The organism is Xanthomonas prunicola (genome assembly GCF_002846205.1).
Lineage (GTDB): Bacteria > Pseudomonadota > Gammaproteobacteria > Xanthomonadales > Xanthomonadaceae > Xanthomonas > Xanthomonas prunicola.
In genome coordinates, this window is the sequence record NZ_PHKV01000001.1 from 213048 (window position 1) to 227937 (window position 14890).

Genomic DNA, 14890 nt, shown 5'->3' on the forward strand with positions numbered 1-14890 from the left:
GCGATACGCGTGAAGCCCGTCACTGCATTCAGCCTTCGGGGTGCGTCGCCGACTGCGGGTCGGCCTGGGCGGCATCCTGCGCTGGCGCGGCGTCTGGCTCGGTCGTTGGCGCACCGGCGCCTGCGGCACCATGCTGGGCCTGGCTGGTCTGGGCCTGGCTGGTCGGCGCCTGGCCGGTTTGCGCCTGGCCATTCGCCGCCTCACCGGTCTGCGTCTCGACCGTCGGGCTGCCCGGTGGCAGGGCAGCCGCATCGGTTTCGGCCAGCGGGCTTTCTTCCGGGCAGGCCACATCCGGAAAGCCGAAACGCTGTTTCAACGCCAACCCGCAGGTATTGACCGCATCCAGGTCCGCACCCTCGCCCTTGCACTTCTGATCGAAGGCCACCAGAAACGCGTCCTTGCGCCGCACGAAGGCATCGCCACACTTGCGCATCTGGCGGATGCGTTCCAGATCGTCCTGCACAGCATTGGTGCCATCCAGGCCGTATTCGCGCAACTCCTCCATCGTCAGCAGGCGCAGGCTGCGGTTGGGCACGGTCATCATCAGATCGGCCACCGCCACTGCGACGCCGTTGCGCTCCAGATAATCCTTGACGTTGCCATAGACCTCGCGCAGTTCACGATTGAGCTCGGCGCGCGAGGTGGCCTTGGAGCTGATCCGCATCATGCGGTGAATGCCGACCTTGCCGGCGACCAGCCGGTTGTCGCCCGCTGCCAGCACGAACACACAGGCGCTATGGCAGATCGAGCCTTCGCGCACCCAGATGGTCCAGTTGGATTCGCCAATGGTGTCGCCGGCGCGGATCGCCGCCTCCACCTGCCCACCGCTCGAATCCAGATCCAGGATGCGATGCGGCAGCTGCCACTGCTCGGCCACCGAGGCAAGCCGCCACACTAGCGCCGCAAATCCGGCGTTGATCTTGCCGACGTAACGCACCCGCACCAGCCCGGTCTCGCGACATGGCGCCAGCGCCGCTTCCACGCTGGCCCGGTCCAGTGCCGGCAGCAGCGTCCCGTCGCCGGCCTCGCGGCTGTAATCGGTCGCACAGCTGATCCAGGCCTGGCCCGATTCCAGCGCCGCCTGTGGCCACCCCGCCTCTCCGGCCTGCGCACGCGGGCGCGGCGGCGGTATCGGGTCGGGCGTATCTACCGACACCATATGGTCGCCATCGCCCGCCTGCCCTGCACCATTCTGCTGCGCAACCGCTGCATCGGCAGAGGTCGCCGAACGATCGCAGGCAGCCAGCAGGAGCAAACAGGCAAGTGACAGACCAACCGATTTCAACATGATGCAGGGCACGGACCGCGGCGGAGATCAATCGCAGTCTATGGCTGAATGGCCCGGTGGGTTGACCCAGCCATGAACGCGCTGGCCCGCCGCAACCCTGTCCGAAAACGGCCAGTCAGTGCTGTGTGGAGCGCTTAGACTGGCGCCATGCAGACCGCAACGCCCGACCGAACCCAATGCGACCGCGCCCGCCTGGCGCGCGATGCACGCTTCGACGGGCTGTTTTTCACCGCCGTGCGCAGCACCGGAATCTATTGCCGTCCGGTGTGTCCGGCGCCGCCGCCGAAGCCGGCCAATGTCAGTTATTACCCCACGGCCGCGGCAGCCAGCGCGGCCGGCTACCGACCGTGTCTGCGCTGCCGGCCGGAGCTGTCGCCGCAGGCGCAGCAGCATCTGGGCGAAGAAAGTGTGCAGCGCGCACTGGCGATGATTGCCGACGGCGCGCTGCAGGAGCAGCCGGTGCAGACGCTGGCCGCTGCGGTGGGCTTGAGTGCGCGCCAACTGCAGCGGCAATTCGTGCAGCAGTTGGGTGCTACGCCGATCCAGGTGCACGGCACGCATCGCTTGCTGCTGGCCAAGCAGCTGCTGACCGAAACCGTCCTTCCAGTCACCGAGGTCGCACTCGCCGCCGGCTTCAACAGCTTGCGGCGGTTCAATGCTGCGTTTCTGGACGGCTGCGGCATGCCGCCGTCGGCACTGCGCAAGCAGCGTACCGAGGTCCCTGGGGGCGCGCTGACTCTGCGGCTGGGTTATCGCCCGCCGCTGGATCTGCCGGCGATGCTGGCATTTTTGCAGCGCCGCGCGATTGCGGGGATCGAGCAGGTCGATGCGGACGGCTATCGTCGCGTGATCGGCCCGCCGGGCAAGGCCAGCGTGATCGAAGTCAGCGCGGCACCGCAGCGTGCGGAACTGCTGCTGCGCATCGGCACCACCGACCCGCGCCAGATTCCGCAGATCGTGCGGCGCGTGCGCCGGCTGTTCGATCTGGATGCGGACCTGCACGCCGTACACGCGACGCTTGCGCCCGAACCGCTGCTGGCCGAAGCAATCGCGCGTCGGCCAGGTCTGCGCGTGCCGGGGGGTTGGGACGGCTTCGAAGTGGCGGTGCGTGCGGTGCTGGGTCAACAGATCAGCGTGGCTGGCGCAGCGACACTGGCGGCGCGACTGGTCGACCGTCACGGCGGCCATCATGCCGACATGCCGCCCGGACTGGATCGCAGCTTTCCTACGCCCGAACAACTGGCCGAGGCGCCGCTGGAACAGATTGGGCTACCGCGTGCCCGTGCAGCGACGCTACGTGCGCTGGCATCTGCCTGCGCGCAAGGTCAGCTGCATTTCGGTGCGGGGCAGCGCCTGCCCGACTTCATCACCGCCTGCACCACGCTACCCGGGATCGGCCCGTGGACCGCGCATTACGTCGCCATGCGCGCGTTGTCGCATCCAGATGCGTTTCCGGCTGGCGATTTGATCCTACAGCAGGTGCTCGGCGCCCCCGAGCGTCTGAGCGAACGCGCGACCGATGCCCGTTCGCAGGCGTGGCGACCGTGGCGCGCCTACGCCGTGCTGCACCTGTGGCATCTGGCCAACGACCGTAAGGACACCCGCGCATGAGCACACTGCACTACGACACCTTCCCCTCGCCGATCGGCGCACTCAGCGTGGCCGCCGACGACAGCGGCGTACACCACATCCTGTTCGCGCAGAACCGCTACGACGCCGTCGGCCGCGCGCGCTGGCTGCACGCCCCCGATGCGCCGCTGGTGCGCGAAGCACGCGAACAACTGCTCGATTACCTGCATGGCGGGCGACGCAGTTTCGATCTGCCGCTGGCGCCGACCGGCACGCCGTTTCAGCTGACGGTCTGGCGCACGTTGGCGCAGATTCCGTTCGGGCAGACCTGGAGCTATGCGCAACTTGCGCAGGCGGTCGGCAAGCCGGCCGCGAGCCGCGCAGTGGGTGCCGCTAACGGACGCAATCCGCTGCCGATCGTGCTGCCCTGCCATCGTGTGATCGGCGCCAATGGCGCGTTGACCGGCTTCGGCGGCGGGCTGCCGACCAAGCAGGCGTTGTTGCAGCTGGAAGGCTGGTCGCCGCGTCGCGCCGCGCGCGCCGACGATCTGTTCGCACCTGCATCCGCACTACGCACTGGCTGACTTCGCGGCGCCATCGCTGCCACGTAAACTAACGCAATGATCGACCGACGTTTTGTAGTTGCCGTAGCGGCGTTTTCCCTGCTTGCGGCTTGTAGCAGCCAACCATCCTCGCGCAGCGCGCCCCGCGTGCCAGCTGCAGCGGCGAACACCGCATCCGCCAGCGCGCCGCATACCTTGTTGTTGATCTCCATCGACGGCCTGCGCGCCGACATGCTCGATCGCGGCATCACGCCTAACCTGTCGCAACTGGCACGCGCAGGCGTGCGTGCGCGCTGGATGACGCCGTCGTATCCGTCGCTGACGTTTCCCAATCACTACACCGTGGTCACCGGGCTGCGCCCGGATCACCACGGCATCGTGCACAACAGCATGCGCGATCCGGCACTGGGGAGTTTCTGGTTGAGCAAACCCGATGCGGTGGGCGATGCGCGTTGGTGGGGCGGCGAACCGGTGTGGGTGGGCGTAGAAAAATCGGGCCAGCATGCGGCGACCTGGTCGTGGCCAGGAAGCGAAGCGGCGATCAAGGGCGTGCGCCCAGCGCAATGGCGCCATTACGAAGAAGGCGTGAGCCTGGACACGCGCGTGGACGCGGTGCGGAACTGGTTGAAAACGGACGGTGCCCAACGCAACCGCCTGGTCACGTTGTACTTCGAACAGGTGGACGAAGCAGGCCACGACCATGGCCCGGAATCGCGCGAATACGCATCCGCCGTGCGCGCGGTGGATGCGGCCATCGGCAAGCTACTGGCAGGCATGCAGCGCGACGGTACCCGTGCGCGCACCAACATCATCGTTGTCTCCGATCACGGCATGGCCGAGGTTGCGCCGGGACATGCGATCAGCGTGGAAGACATCGCGCCGCCGCAGATCGCCACGGCTGTCACCGACGGCCAGGTGATCGGTTTCGAGCCAATGCCCGGCCAGCAGGCCGCAGCCGAGGCCAGCGTGCTTGGCACGCACACGCACTACGATTGCTGGCGCAAGACGGAACTGCCAGCGCGTTGGCATTACGGCAGCCACCCACGGATTCCGCCGATCGTGTGCCAGATGCAGGAAGGCTGGGATGCGCTGTTTCCGGACAGGCTCGCCAAACGCGCGCAGCAAGACACGCGGGGCTCGCATGGCTTCGATCCGGGGTTGCCATCGATGCGCGCGGTGTTCCTGGCGCAAGGTCCGGACCTGGCGCGGGGCAAGACACTGCCGGGCTTCGACAACGTGGATGTCTACGCGCTGATGACCCGGCTGCTGGGCATCCCGGCCGCGCCCAACGACGGCAATCCGGCGACCTTGCTGCCGGCCTTGCGCGTGCCGCTGGCAGCCAGCCCGCTGTAGACGCGTCAGGCATCTGCGGTAGCGCTGACGAACTTGCAGGCGCGTGCAGCGTCAACGGCAATGTAGACGTAAGAAGACGCCACCCCATGGCGTCCCCAGGTACCAAATCCTGGCAACCGCACAGGAATGCGAGCCTTGAAGACACGGCTACCGCCAGGCAGTGCGACAATAGCCAAATGTCTGGTTCCAATCCCCCGCCGCGTCGCTTGCGGCCACTGTTGTCCAGCGAAGGCTGGCGTCGTCGCGCTGCTCTGTGGGGTGGCGCAATTGCGGTGGCGCTGGTGGCGATCGTGTTCGCCAAGGCCAGCGACGCAGCCTTCCACCTGTTCCAGCGCATTACCGCACATTCGATCTGGTGGGCATTGCTGCTGACGCCGGGCATCTTTGCTTTGCTCGCCTGGCTCACCTCCGGTGCGCTGCGGCCAACGCGCGGCAGCGGCATCCCGCAAGTGATTGCCGCGCTGGAGCACCCCGACCCCGCGTTTCGCGACAGCAACCTCTCGTTGCGTGTCTCGGTCGGCAAGCTCGCGCTAACCACCTTGTCGCTGCTCGGTGGCGCATCGGTGGGGCGCGAAGGACCCACCGTGCATGTCGGTGCCAGCCTGATGCATGTGTTCGGGCGCTGGTTCGGTTTTCGCGAACCGCGCGAGCTTTCGCATTTTCTGCTCGCCGGTGGCGCTGCAGGCATTGCAGCGGCGTTCAATACGCCGCTCGCAGGCGTGGTGTTTGCGATCGAAGAACTGAGCGGTCGCTTCGAGCACCGCTTCTCCGGCACCTTGCTCACCGCCGTGATCGTCGGTGGCGTGGTGTCGCTGGGCCTGCTGGGCAGCTACACCTATTTCGGCAAAGTGGCAGTGGCCTTGCCATTGGGTCAGGCGTGGCTGGCGATTGCGCTATGCGGCAGCGTGGCCGGATTGCTGGGCGGGGTATTTGCGCGGTTGGTGCTGGCTAGCGTCAGCGGTAAACCGCGTTGGTTAGGCGCGCTGCGCCAACGGCATCCGGTGCTGCTGGCTGCGTCGTGCGGCCTCGCCCTGGTCGGGCTTGCGGTGGTGTTCGGGCAAGGCGCCTTCGGCACCGGCTACGAGCAGGCGCGCAGCCTGGTGCAGGGCCACGCGGTCGTCGGCCACGAGTTCGGCATGATGAAGCTCATCGCCAATCTGGTGTCGTATTTGGCCGGCATCCCGGGCGGTCTGTTTTCACCGGCGCTGGCAGTGGGAGCCGGCATCGGCCACAACCTGTCGGTACTGATGCCCAGCGTGGACCCGCGCACCTTCGTGCTGCTGGGCATGTGCGCCTATCTCACCGGCGTAACCCAGGCGCCGCTGACCTCGGCGGTCATCTCGCTGGAGCTCACCGACACCGGCCAGATGCTGCTGCCGATCCTGGCCACTGTGCTGATTGCGCGGGCGGTGTCCGGGCTGGTGTGCAAGACGCCGATCTACCGCGGACTGGCCGAGCAGTTGCTGTCGCCACCTGGCGCCGTGGCGAAGCCGACGACTGCCACGCCGCCGCATTGATGATGGGTATGGCCGGCCCGCAGTGCTGAGCGTCAGGCGCTGCGACAGGGCCGATCCGATGCGGGGTTGTTCATTGATCGGCCGCGCGCACCAACGTTTGTCGCCCGGCGCCTGACAGCAACGCGATGCAAGCCAGGCTCTGCCCTTGCCAAGGCGGTGAGGAAAAAGCGGCCTTCCAGGCCATCTCCTTCTTGCCCAACGTCTTGCCCGTGCGGTCCAGGCAACATCGGGCCTAGACATAAAAAAACGCGGCGCAAGCGCCGCGTTTTGGTGTCGCCAAGCGGCTGGGATCAGCCGGCTTTGGCGACGGTCTTCTTGGCGACGGCCTTCTTGGCCGGGGCCTTGACCACGCCCTTCTTGGCAACCGGGGCAGCTGCACCCACGACAACCTTGCTCACCGCGTGCGAACGCGAATTGCCGTAGCTGGCGTTGTAGCGCTTGCCCTTGGCGGTTTTACGGTCACCCTTACCCATTTCGTCAACTCCTGAATGTGAATACAAATTCCCGTGCTGGCACGGGTCTGGCGAGGTTTCACCGGCGGCGCCCTCGCGCAAGGCCGACAAGCCTACCACGGCGGTCCCGGCCAGCGTAGCCGGGCAGCGCCGGCCGCCTCACGGAGCTATCTGACTGGGACGCAGTGCGCGCGGTGGCGAGCCGCCATCGGGTGAGCGTGGACGCCGCCGAGCAATCTGAAGGTGCGAGTGGCTGATGTCCATTCCGCCCGCCTTCCGCGTCGGCCCGGCGGCCACGCAACCGCCTTGCTCCAGATTCCTAGTGCGCGCAGCTGGCGTCGTGGACATGGCCGTGCCCGTGATTCAGGCGCAGATTGACCAAGTGCGCGATGCCGACCAGGGCGCCGCCCAGCGTCATCACCACCGCATGCGGCACCACCGAATGATGCAGCGGGTCGTACAACAGGCCCACCCATAACAGCACCAGGCCCGGCAGCAGCAGTGCCAGCGCGTGCAGCGCTTTGTGCCGGCGATACCCGAGCACCAGGCTGAAAAGGCCCAGCAGGGTCACGAACACCACGATGGCCAGTTCCACCCCATCGCCCAGCCAGAACGACAGGCCCAGCGAAGGCGCCAGGGCCAGCACCAGCGGCAATACCGCGCAGTGCACGGCGCATAGCAGCGACCCGGTTGCGCCGAAGCGGTCGAGAAGATGACGAAGGGTCGGTAGGGGCATGAGGTCCAACAGGTGCTCGCGGCGATGTGGAATAATATAACATCTTACTGTTCCAGCCCCGCATCACTGCATCGCGCAGCGGTGCAGGTCATTGCCGCCGGCGTAGCAGGCAAGCTGCGCCTTACCACTGATACACAGTAACAACTACAGAGTCCTGCCCACCATGCCTGCACGTTCCGCTCCCTCGTTCCGCCGCTCCGCGCTCTCGCTGGCCCTGACCAGTCTGCTGACCCCCGCCCTGGCCATGGCCGAGGACGTACCTGTCATTGCCGACGGACAGACCCCGCCCAGCTCGGACACGCGCCACGATGCCAGCCGTTCCAGCGGCCGGCATATCAAGGACCTGGACAAGGTCGTGGTCACCGCCAGCCCGCTGCGCGACGCGGCAGGCGAGTTGAGCCGCCCGGTCGAGGTGCTGGCCGGCGAGCGTCTGGACGAGGTGCGCAGTTCGAGCCTGGGCGAAACCGTGGCAAGCCTGCCCGGCGTGCAGAGTTCCAACTTCGGCCCCGGCGTCGGCCGGCCGATCATCCGCGGCCTGGACGGTCCGCGCGTGGCAGTGTTGCGCGATGGCCTCTCTACACAAGACGTGTCCACCGTCAGCCAGGACCATTCGCCGGCCATCGAGCCGTTTCTGGCCAACCAGATCGAAGTGCTGAAGGGCCCGTCCACGCTGCTGTACGGCTCCGGTGCGATCGGCGGCGTGGTCAACGTGGTCGACGGGCGCATCGCCGAAACCCCGGTGGACGGTTTCAGCGGCCGCGCCGAAGTGCGCTTCGACGGCGGCGACAAGGACGGCAACACCGACATGTTCCGCGTCGATGCCGGCAACGGCAGCGGGCTGTCGATCCATGCCGATGGCGTGTACCGCAACCAGAACGACTACGACACGCCGCAGGGTCGTCAGCTCAACAGCTGGGTCGATTCCAAGGTGGGCTCGATCGGCGCGTCGCTGTCTGGCGACTGGGGTTTTGTCGGCCTGTCGGCATCGCGCTTCCGCGACAACTACGGCAACCCCGGCGAGCCAGGTGACCCGTCCATCGGCGAGCGCGGCGTGTCGTTGAAGCTGCAGCAGGACCGCTACGACCTCAAGGGCGGGCTGACCGATCCGTGGGGCGAAGGCAGCGCGCTGCGTTACAGCTTCGGCCACACCGATTACGCACACACCGAGTTCGAAGGTGAAGAAGTCGGCACGGTGTTCACCAAGCGCGCCAACGAAGGTCGCGTGGAAGCATCGTTCACCTTCGGCGGCGGTTGGCAGACCGCGTTCGGCCTGCAGGGCAGCGATACAACATTCCAGGCGGTGGGCGAAGAATCCTTCGTGCCCAAGACCGATACGCGCTCGCTCGGCGCATTCGCCGTGGCGCGCAACAACTGGGAGCGCATCAGCGCGGAAGTCGGCGCGCGCGTGGACAAGGTCAAGTACCGCACCGACATCGGCGTGGACCGCGATTTCACCCCGACCAGCTTCTCGGCCAGCGGCGGTTTCCGCTTCAACGAGCAATGGCGTCTGACCGCAAATCTCGACCACGCCGAGCGCGCGCCGGCCGAGGAAGAGCTGTTCGCCAACGGCCCGCATATCGCCACCCTCGCCTATGAGATCGGCGATGCGGATCTGAAGACCGAAAAGGCCAACCAGGCCGAACTGGGCTTGAACTTCCAGAACGCATGGGTGGATGCCAAGATCGCCGCGTACTACAACCGCTACAACGACTTCGTCTACATCGTCGATACCGGCGGCCAATGGTTCAACGAAGAAGACAACGACTTCCTGCCGATCCGCCAGTGGACGCAGAACGATGCGGTGTTCCACGGTTTCGAGGGCGAGGCCACCTTCCATCTGGCCGACAACGACACCGGCGCGTGGGATCTGCGCGTGTTCGGCGACACCGTGCGTGCGCGCCTGAAGGATGGCGGCAACCTACCGCGTATCGCACCGGGACGTTTCGGCGCGCAGCTGCGTTGGAATGCGGAGCAGTGGCGCGCCTCGCTCGGCGCCACCCGCACCATGACGCAGGACAAGGTGGCGGTGAACGAAACCCCGACAGACGGCTATACCTTCGTCGATGCGCATCTGGCGTATCACGTGGATCGCGGCAGCACTGCCTGGGAAGTGTTCCTGGACGGCAATAACCTGACCAATCAGGACGCACGCGTGCACACCTCCTTCCTCAAGGATGACGTGATGCTTCCTGGCCGCAGCGCGTCGTTCGGCGTGCGCTTGTTCTTCTGACAGCGGACTCTCTCCTCCGCTGACTGGAAGCGAGGCCGCCTTCGGGCGGCCTTTTTATGCGCGTTGCGGACGTTGCAGTGTGTGCAGCATCGCCGCTGCATGCGGTCTGCAGCCGCATGCGTCGCCGTGTGCGTCAGCCCGGCGCACACGATGTGATCGCCGCCACACCACAGGCAAACACGGCCGCACCGTTCACGTAGAAGTGCAGACCGCAACTGCTGCGTCGCACAACAGGCTGTGGTGCATCTAGGGTTAAAACTTCATTAGCACTGCGCTGACAGGGGGCGCAAGCGACGCGATAGCGCGGGCGCGCGCGTGCACTAGCTGCCGATGCATGCACACCCACTGCATGGCTCGACAGCGTTCTTGCACTTGAGACAAGGAGCCTTGCGCATGCGTTTTTCATCACCCCGCTACACCCTCTCGCTCGCCGTCGCTGCCGTGCTGCTGGCACCGGACGGCCGCACGCAGACCGTCACGCCTGCAGCGGGCAATCAGGACGCCACCACGCTGGATGCCGTCATCGTCAGCGGTACCGCGCGCTTCAAGGGCCTGGCCAAGCGCGACGCCAGTTTTTCGATCACCACGGCCAGCCCGGAACAGATCCAACAAGCGGTCCCGCAGAGCACTGCCGACTTGCTCAAAATCGTGCCCGGGGTCTGGGCCGAGCCGAGCGGCGGTGGGACCGGCGCCAATATCTTCGTGCGCGGCATGCCTTCTGAAGGCGATGCACCGTTCGTCACCATGCAACTCGATGGCTCACCGCTGTTCCCACCACCGACCTTGTCGTTCCTGGAAAATTCCACGCTGTTCCGCGTCGACGATACGGTCGAGCGCATGGAAGTGCTGCGCGGTGGCTCCAGTCCCATCTTCTCCAACGGCCAGCCCGGATTGACCGTCAATTTCATCCAGAAAAAAGGCCAGGACGAACCCGAAGGCAGTGTGCGCCTGACCGGTGGCAACAACGCATTGCGCCGCATCGATGTGTTCAACAGCGGGCCGATGGGCAATGGCTGGTACTACAGCGTGGGTGGATTCTTTCGCGACACCGATGGCGTGCGCGACCCGCAGTTCTCCGCCGACAAGGGCGGTCAATTCAGCGCCACCTTGAGCAAGCGCTGGGACAGCGGCGAGCTGTCGCTCTATGCGCGCCACACCGACGATAACAACGCGTTCTACACCCCGATTCCGTTGCTCTCGCGCAACAACGGCAACGATCTTTCCAGCTTTCCCGGCCTGAACGCGCAAACCGGCACCCTGCTCGGACGCGATTTCCGCAACGTGGATCTGCTGGTCGGCCCGAATGGCCAGACGCTACGACGCGATCTGGCCGACGGGCGCGGCGTCAACATCGATGTGTTCGGCGGCGAATGGAACTGGGAGCGCGGCGGCTGGACCGTGGCCGACCGCTTCAACGTGATGAGCGGCAGCGCGCCGACCTACGCCCTGTTCACCGGCGATGCGCCGCAACGTCTAGGCGATTTCATTGCCGGTTACGGCAACAGCGGTAGCGCCAGTTACACCAACGGCGGCGGCGCGGTGGATCCGAACCAGCAGGTGCTCGAAGCCGGCTGGTGGTCGGTGGACAAGCGCCTGAATTCATTCACCAACGACCTGCGTCTGAGTCGCGCGTTGTTTGCCGGCAACACGCTGACCGTCGGCGCGTATTACGCCAAGTATTCCTCTGCCGACACCTGGTACCTGGGCAACACCATGCTGCTCACCGCGCAAAACAACGCGCGCCGCATCGATGTGGCATTGGACGATGGCCGCCAGCCCACGCGCCAGGGTTTTACCAGCACCGCCTTCCTCAACCTGCGCGCCAAGTACAACGGCGAAAACATCGCCGCCTTCGTCGCCGACGAATGGGAGCTGAGTCAGCGCCTGCGCCTGGACCTGGGGGCGCGCTACGAGCGCCAGAGCGTCACCGGCGATGTGCACGACACCGCCACCGTGGATCTGGATGGCAACCCGGCCACGCTGTACGACAACGCCACTTCGCTGGCACTGGCCACCACGCGGCGCATCGATCAAGACGATGAAGCGTTCTCGTGGACGGCCGGCTTGAACTTCACGCTCGATCAGAACAACAGCCTGTTTGCACGGGTCAACTCCGGAGTGAAGTTTCCCGGTTTCGACAATCTGCGCGATGGCCAGAACCGCGTGCAGGATGTGGATCAATACGAGTTGGGCTTGAAGTCCGGCACCAGCGCGTACGACCTGTATCTCACCGCGATCTACAACACTTTCAAGAACTCGCCGTTCCAGGCTTTTCTGGCCAATGGCCAGAATTTCACTGCGGTGGGCGATTCGCGCGCACGCGGTCTGGAAGTGGAAGGTGCGATCCGGCCGTTCGGCGGGTTTGAACTGGCTGGTACCGGGGTGTGGCTGGATGCGAAATACCGCAACTATCGCGAGTTCACCGGCAACCAGGTGATGCGCCAACCCAAGCGCCAGTTCCGCATCACGCCCAGCTATTACTGGATGCTACCGTTCGGCGACCTCAAGGTGTTTGCCACCTATTCGTACATCGGCGAGCGCTTTGCGGATCTGGCCAACAGCCAGCGCCTGCCCTCGTACGACATGCTGGATATCGGCGCCAACCTGCATGTGGGCGAACACTGGGAAGTGACCGCCAGCGGCAGCAACGTCACCGACACGCTGGGGCTGACCGAAGGCAACGTGCGCGTGCCTGGTGTGGCCACCGGGGGTGTCTTCATGGGCCGGCCGATTGCCGGGCGGCAGTACCAGATGTCGGTGGCGTACCGCTGGTAGATCGGCGCCGCAAGGGTCCGCGCAGCAGCGGAGACTGCTGCGCGGACCCTTGCGGACAGCGCGCACCGTTTCACCGCATCGCGGCGCCGGCGCATGCCCTGATTGGCGACCGCCATTGCAGAACGCTGCCTGACAACGGCGCAGGCGCCTTCCCCATGCGCGGCATGCGATGGACATCGCCAGACGCCCGGGCTGAAAGCAAGACCACATGCGAAGACGCGCGGCGCATCGTGATGGGTTATTTCAATCGATACGACCTGTCTTGCCGAATTTCGCAGAGAATTTTCGATAGAAAACTTCGCGCGCAAGACGTAACTGGTCAAACACGTCACAAATTGTGCAATGTATCACGCAGGCATCGTCGATCGCAGGCATTGCAGGTCCGTGCGTTCCCGCTCTTTACTCTGACGGCTGCCGGTGCACACGCACCGCCAACATCGGCTGCGTCGACACGCTCAGGGGAGCCGAGGCACGACCTGACCGCATTTACTCCATTCATGGAAATGCGCTTCTTTAGCCGTCCCGGGATAAACGGACATGACGCCTGCTGCTCGCTCTTTCGCATTCATGAACTCTTTTCGCAGGCGCCCGCTCGCGTCGTTGATCGGCGCACTGCTGATCGCAAGCGCGCTGCATTCGGTGCTGGCTGCAACACCGCTGGCCGATGCTGCCACCCTTGCACACATCGACGCCACACACAGCGCCACCGCGAAAGCCACCGGCACCGATCCGTTGTTTCGCTACCAATGGCATCTGCTCAATCAAGGCCAGCCGGTGTTCGGCGACCAACGTCCACGGCCCGGCGTCGATCTGGATGTGGACATCCTGCACACGCTCGGCATCCGCGGCGCCGGAGTCAAGGTGGCGGTCATCGATGATGGGCTTGAGATTGCGCATGAGGATCTTGTCGACAACATCGTTGCCGGCGGCTCGCATAACTTTTTGAATGGCTCCAACGATCCGACACCGCCTGCGGATGACATCGATACCGACCACGGCACCGCGGTCGCCGGCATCATCGCGGCGCGTGGATGGAATGGCTTGGGTGGACGCGGTGTTGCACCGGAGGCAAATCTGGCTGGCTTCAACGCACTTTCCGTGAGCGATGGAAGCAAGCAGTACGTCGACATCCGTTACTCCTGGGGCGATGGTCCACAAGCCCGTGCGATGGACGTGTTCAATAATAGCTTCGGCATCTCGACAACGGTCTATCCATTCAGCGATCTCGACGAGCAGCGCTCTCTGGAAAAACTGATGCGTGCTCAGCGCGGCGGCAAGGGCGGCATCTACGTCAAGTCAGCTGGCAATGATTTCAATACGCTGATCGATGTGGATGCACAGGGCAGGCTGATCGATCGCTGCAGCGACCAGACCCGGCAGCTTGGCGTCGCCTGCAGCAGTGCAAATATCGACAATCTCAATAGCCTGACCACCATGATTGTGGTGGGTGCAGTCAATGCCGATGGGGTGCGCGCGAGTTACTCATCGCCCGGATCAGCATTATGGGTCTCGGGGCTGTCTGGCGAGTATGGCTTCCAACGTCGCTTCGACCCGCATCCGGAGACATTCAAGGCGCTCTATACACTGCTCGCCGCGCAGGGCCCGCAGCGATTCTTCTCGCCGGCGATCGTCACGACCGATCTGAGCGGATGCGCTGCAGGCAACAATCGCGATCGCACGCGCGCGCCACAGAATGCGCTGGATACCAGCCACTCGAAAATTGACGCATCGTGCAACTACAGCGCACGCATGAACGGCACCTCTGCCTCCGCACCAACGGTGGCAGGCGTCGCCGCGCTGATGCTGAGCGCCAACCCGCAACTGACACTGCGCGACGTGAAATACATCCTGGCCGCGACGGCGGTGCAGGTCGATCCCAATCAGGCCAAGGTGTTCTACAAGGACGCCGTGATCGAGCCCGCCTGGATCACCAACGCGGCGGGCCACCGTTTCAGCAACTGGTACGGCTTCGGCCTGGTGGATGCAGCCGCGGCGGTGGAACGCGCCGTGCATTTCACTCCGCTGCCTGCAATGCAGGACACCGGGTGGACCGTCTATGACGGAACCAGCAGCACCATCGGCGGTATCGGGTCGCCAGCGCACTTGGCGATCGACATCAAGCAGTCCTTCAAGGTGGAAGGCGTACAGCTGTACTTCGCGGGGACACACAAGAATCCTCGTGACCTGCGCGCGGTGCTGGTATCGCCCAGCGGCACCCGTAGCACCGTGATGACGCCGTTTTCCACGCTCGATCCGGGTGATGGCTTCGTGGTGTTCCTGACCTCCAGCAATGCTTTCCTGGACGAACCGTCAGCCGGTCGCTGGACATTGGAGGTGGACGACATGCTCGCCGACAACGGCAAGGAACAACTGCAGGAATTCGAAATGCGCGTGGTGGGCCACTGAC

10 protein-coding genes are annotated in these 14890 nt (G+C 65.1%); 7 read left to right on the forward strand and 3 right to left on the reverse strand.

Going from position 1 to position 14890, the window contains the following annotated elements; translation table 11 throughout:
* Positions 1–28: 28 nt before the first annotated feature.
* Positions 29–1288 (reverse strand): COG3904 family protein, encoded by a 1260-nt coding sequence (locus tag XpruCFBP8353_RS01015; RefSeq protein ID WP_101361536.1) that lies wholly within the window; start codon positions 1286–1288, stop codon positions 29–31.
* Positions 1289–1435: 147 nt separating this feature from the next.
* Here XpruCFBP8353_RS01015 and XpruCFBP8353_RS01020 point away from each other — a divergent pair, with 147 nt between their 5' ends.
* The 4 genes from XpruCFBP8353_RS01020 to XpruCFBP8353_RS01035 all read left to right on the forward strand — a co-directional run bounded on the left by XpruCFBP8353_RS01020 (position 1436) and on the right by XpruCFBP8353_RS01035 (position 6290).
* Complete coding sequence (locus XpruCFBP8353_RS01020) at positions 1436–2899, forward strand: AlkA N-terminal domain-containing protein (RefSeq protein ID WP_101361537.1); 1464 nt, start codon at positions 1436–1438, stop codon at positions 2897–2899.
* Positions 2896–3441 (forward strand): methylated-DNA--[protein]-cysteine S-methyltransferase, encoded by a 546-nt coding sequence (locus XpruCFBP8353_RS01025; RefSeq protein ID WP_101361538.1) that lies wholly within the window; start codon positions 2896–2898, stop codon positions 3439–3441. Before XpruCFBP8353_RS01020 ends, XpruCFBP8353_RS01025 begins: the two co-directional genes overlap by 4 nt.
* 36 nt (positions 3442–3477) lie before the next feature.
* Positions 3478–4773, forward strand: a complete 1296-nt coding sequence (locus XpruCFBP8353_RS01030; RefSeq protein WP_101361539.1) for an alkaline phosphatase family protein — start codon at positions 3478–3480, stop codon at positions 4771–4773.
* Between the two features lie 176 nt (positions 4774–4949).
* The gene (locus XpruCFBP8353_RS01035) at positions 4950–6290 is read left to right on the forward strand and encodes a chloride channel protein (RefSeq protein WP_101361540.1); all 1341 of its coding nucleotides are present in this window, start codon (positions 4950–4952) and stop codon (positions 6288–6290) included.
* Positions 6291–6580: 290 nt separating this feature from the next.
* Here the strand turns inward: XpruCFBP8353_RS01035 and XpruCFBP8353_RS01040 are convergent, their stop codons facing one another.
* A complete protein-coding gene (locus tag XpruCFBP8353_RS01040; RefSeq protein WP_008571876.1) occupies positions 6581–6763 on the reverse strand; it encodes a 30S ribosomal protein THX in 183 nt (60 codons plus the stop codon).
* 298 nt (positions 6764–7061) lie between these two features.
* Positions 7062–7478, reverse strand: a complete 417-nt coding sequence (locus tag XpruCFBP8353_RS01045) for a MerC domain-containing protein (protein ID WP_101361541.1) — start codon at positions 7476–7478, stop codon at positions 7062–7064.
* Positions 7479–7641: 163 nt separating this feature from the next.
* Between XpruCFBP8353_RS01045 and XpruCFBP8353_RS01050 the strand changes: the two genes are divergently transcribed.
* The 3 genes from XpruCFBP8353_RS01050 to XpruCFBP8353_RS01060 all read left to right on the forward strand — a co-directional run bounded on the left by XpruCFBP8353_RS01050 (position 7642) and on the right by XpruCFBP8353_RS01060 (position 14889).
* Positions 7642–9708, forward strand: a complete 2067-nt coding sequence (locus tag XpruCFBP8353_RS01050; protein WP_101361542.1) for a TonB-dependent receptor — start codon at positions 7642–7644, stop codon at positions 9706–9708.
* Positions 9709–10101: 393 nt separating this feature from the next.
* On the forward strand, positions 10102–12483 hold the full coding sequence (locus tag XpruCFBP8353_RS01055; RefSeq protein WP_101361543.1) for a TonB-dependent receptor: 2382 nt from the start codon (positions 10102–10104) through the stop codon (positions 12481–12483).
* Positions 12484–13050: 567 nt separating this feature from the next.
* The gene (locus tag XpruCFBP8353_RS01060; RefSeq protein ID WP_101361544.1) at positions 13051–14889 is read left to right on the forward strand and encodes a S8 family serine peptidase; all 1839 of its coding nucleotides are present in this window, start codon (positions 13051–13053) and stop codon (positions 14887–14889) included.
* Position 14890 lies beyond the last annotated feature (1 nt).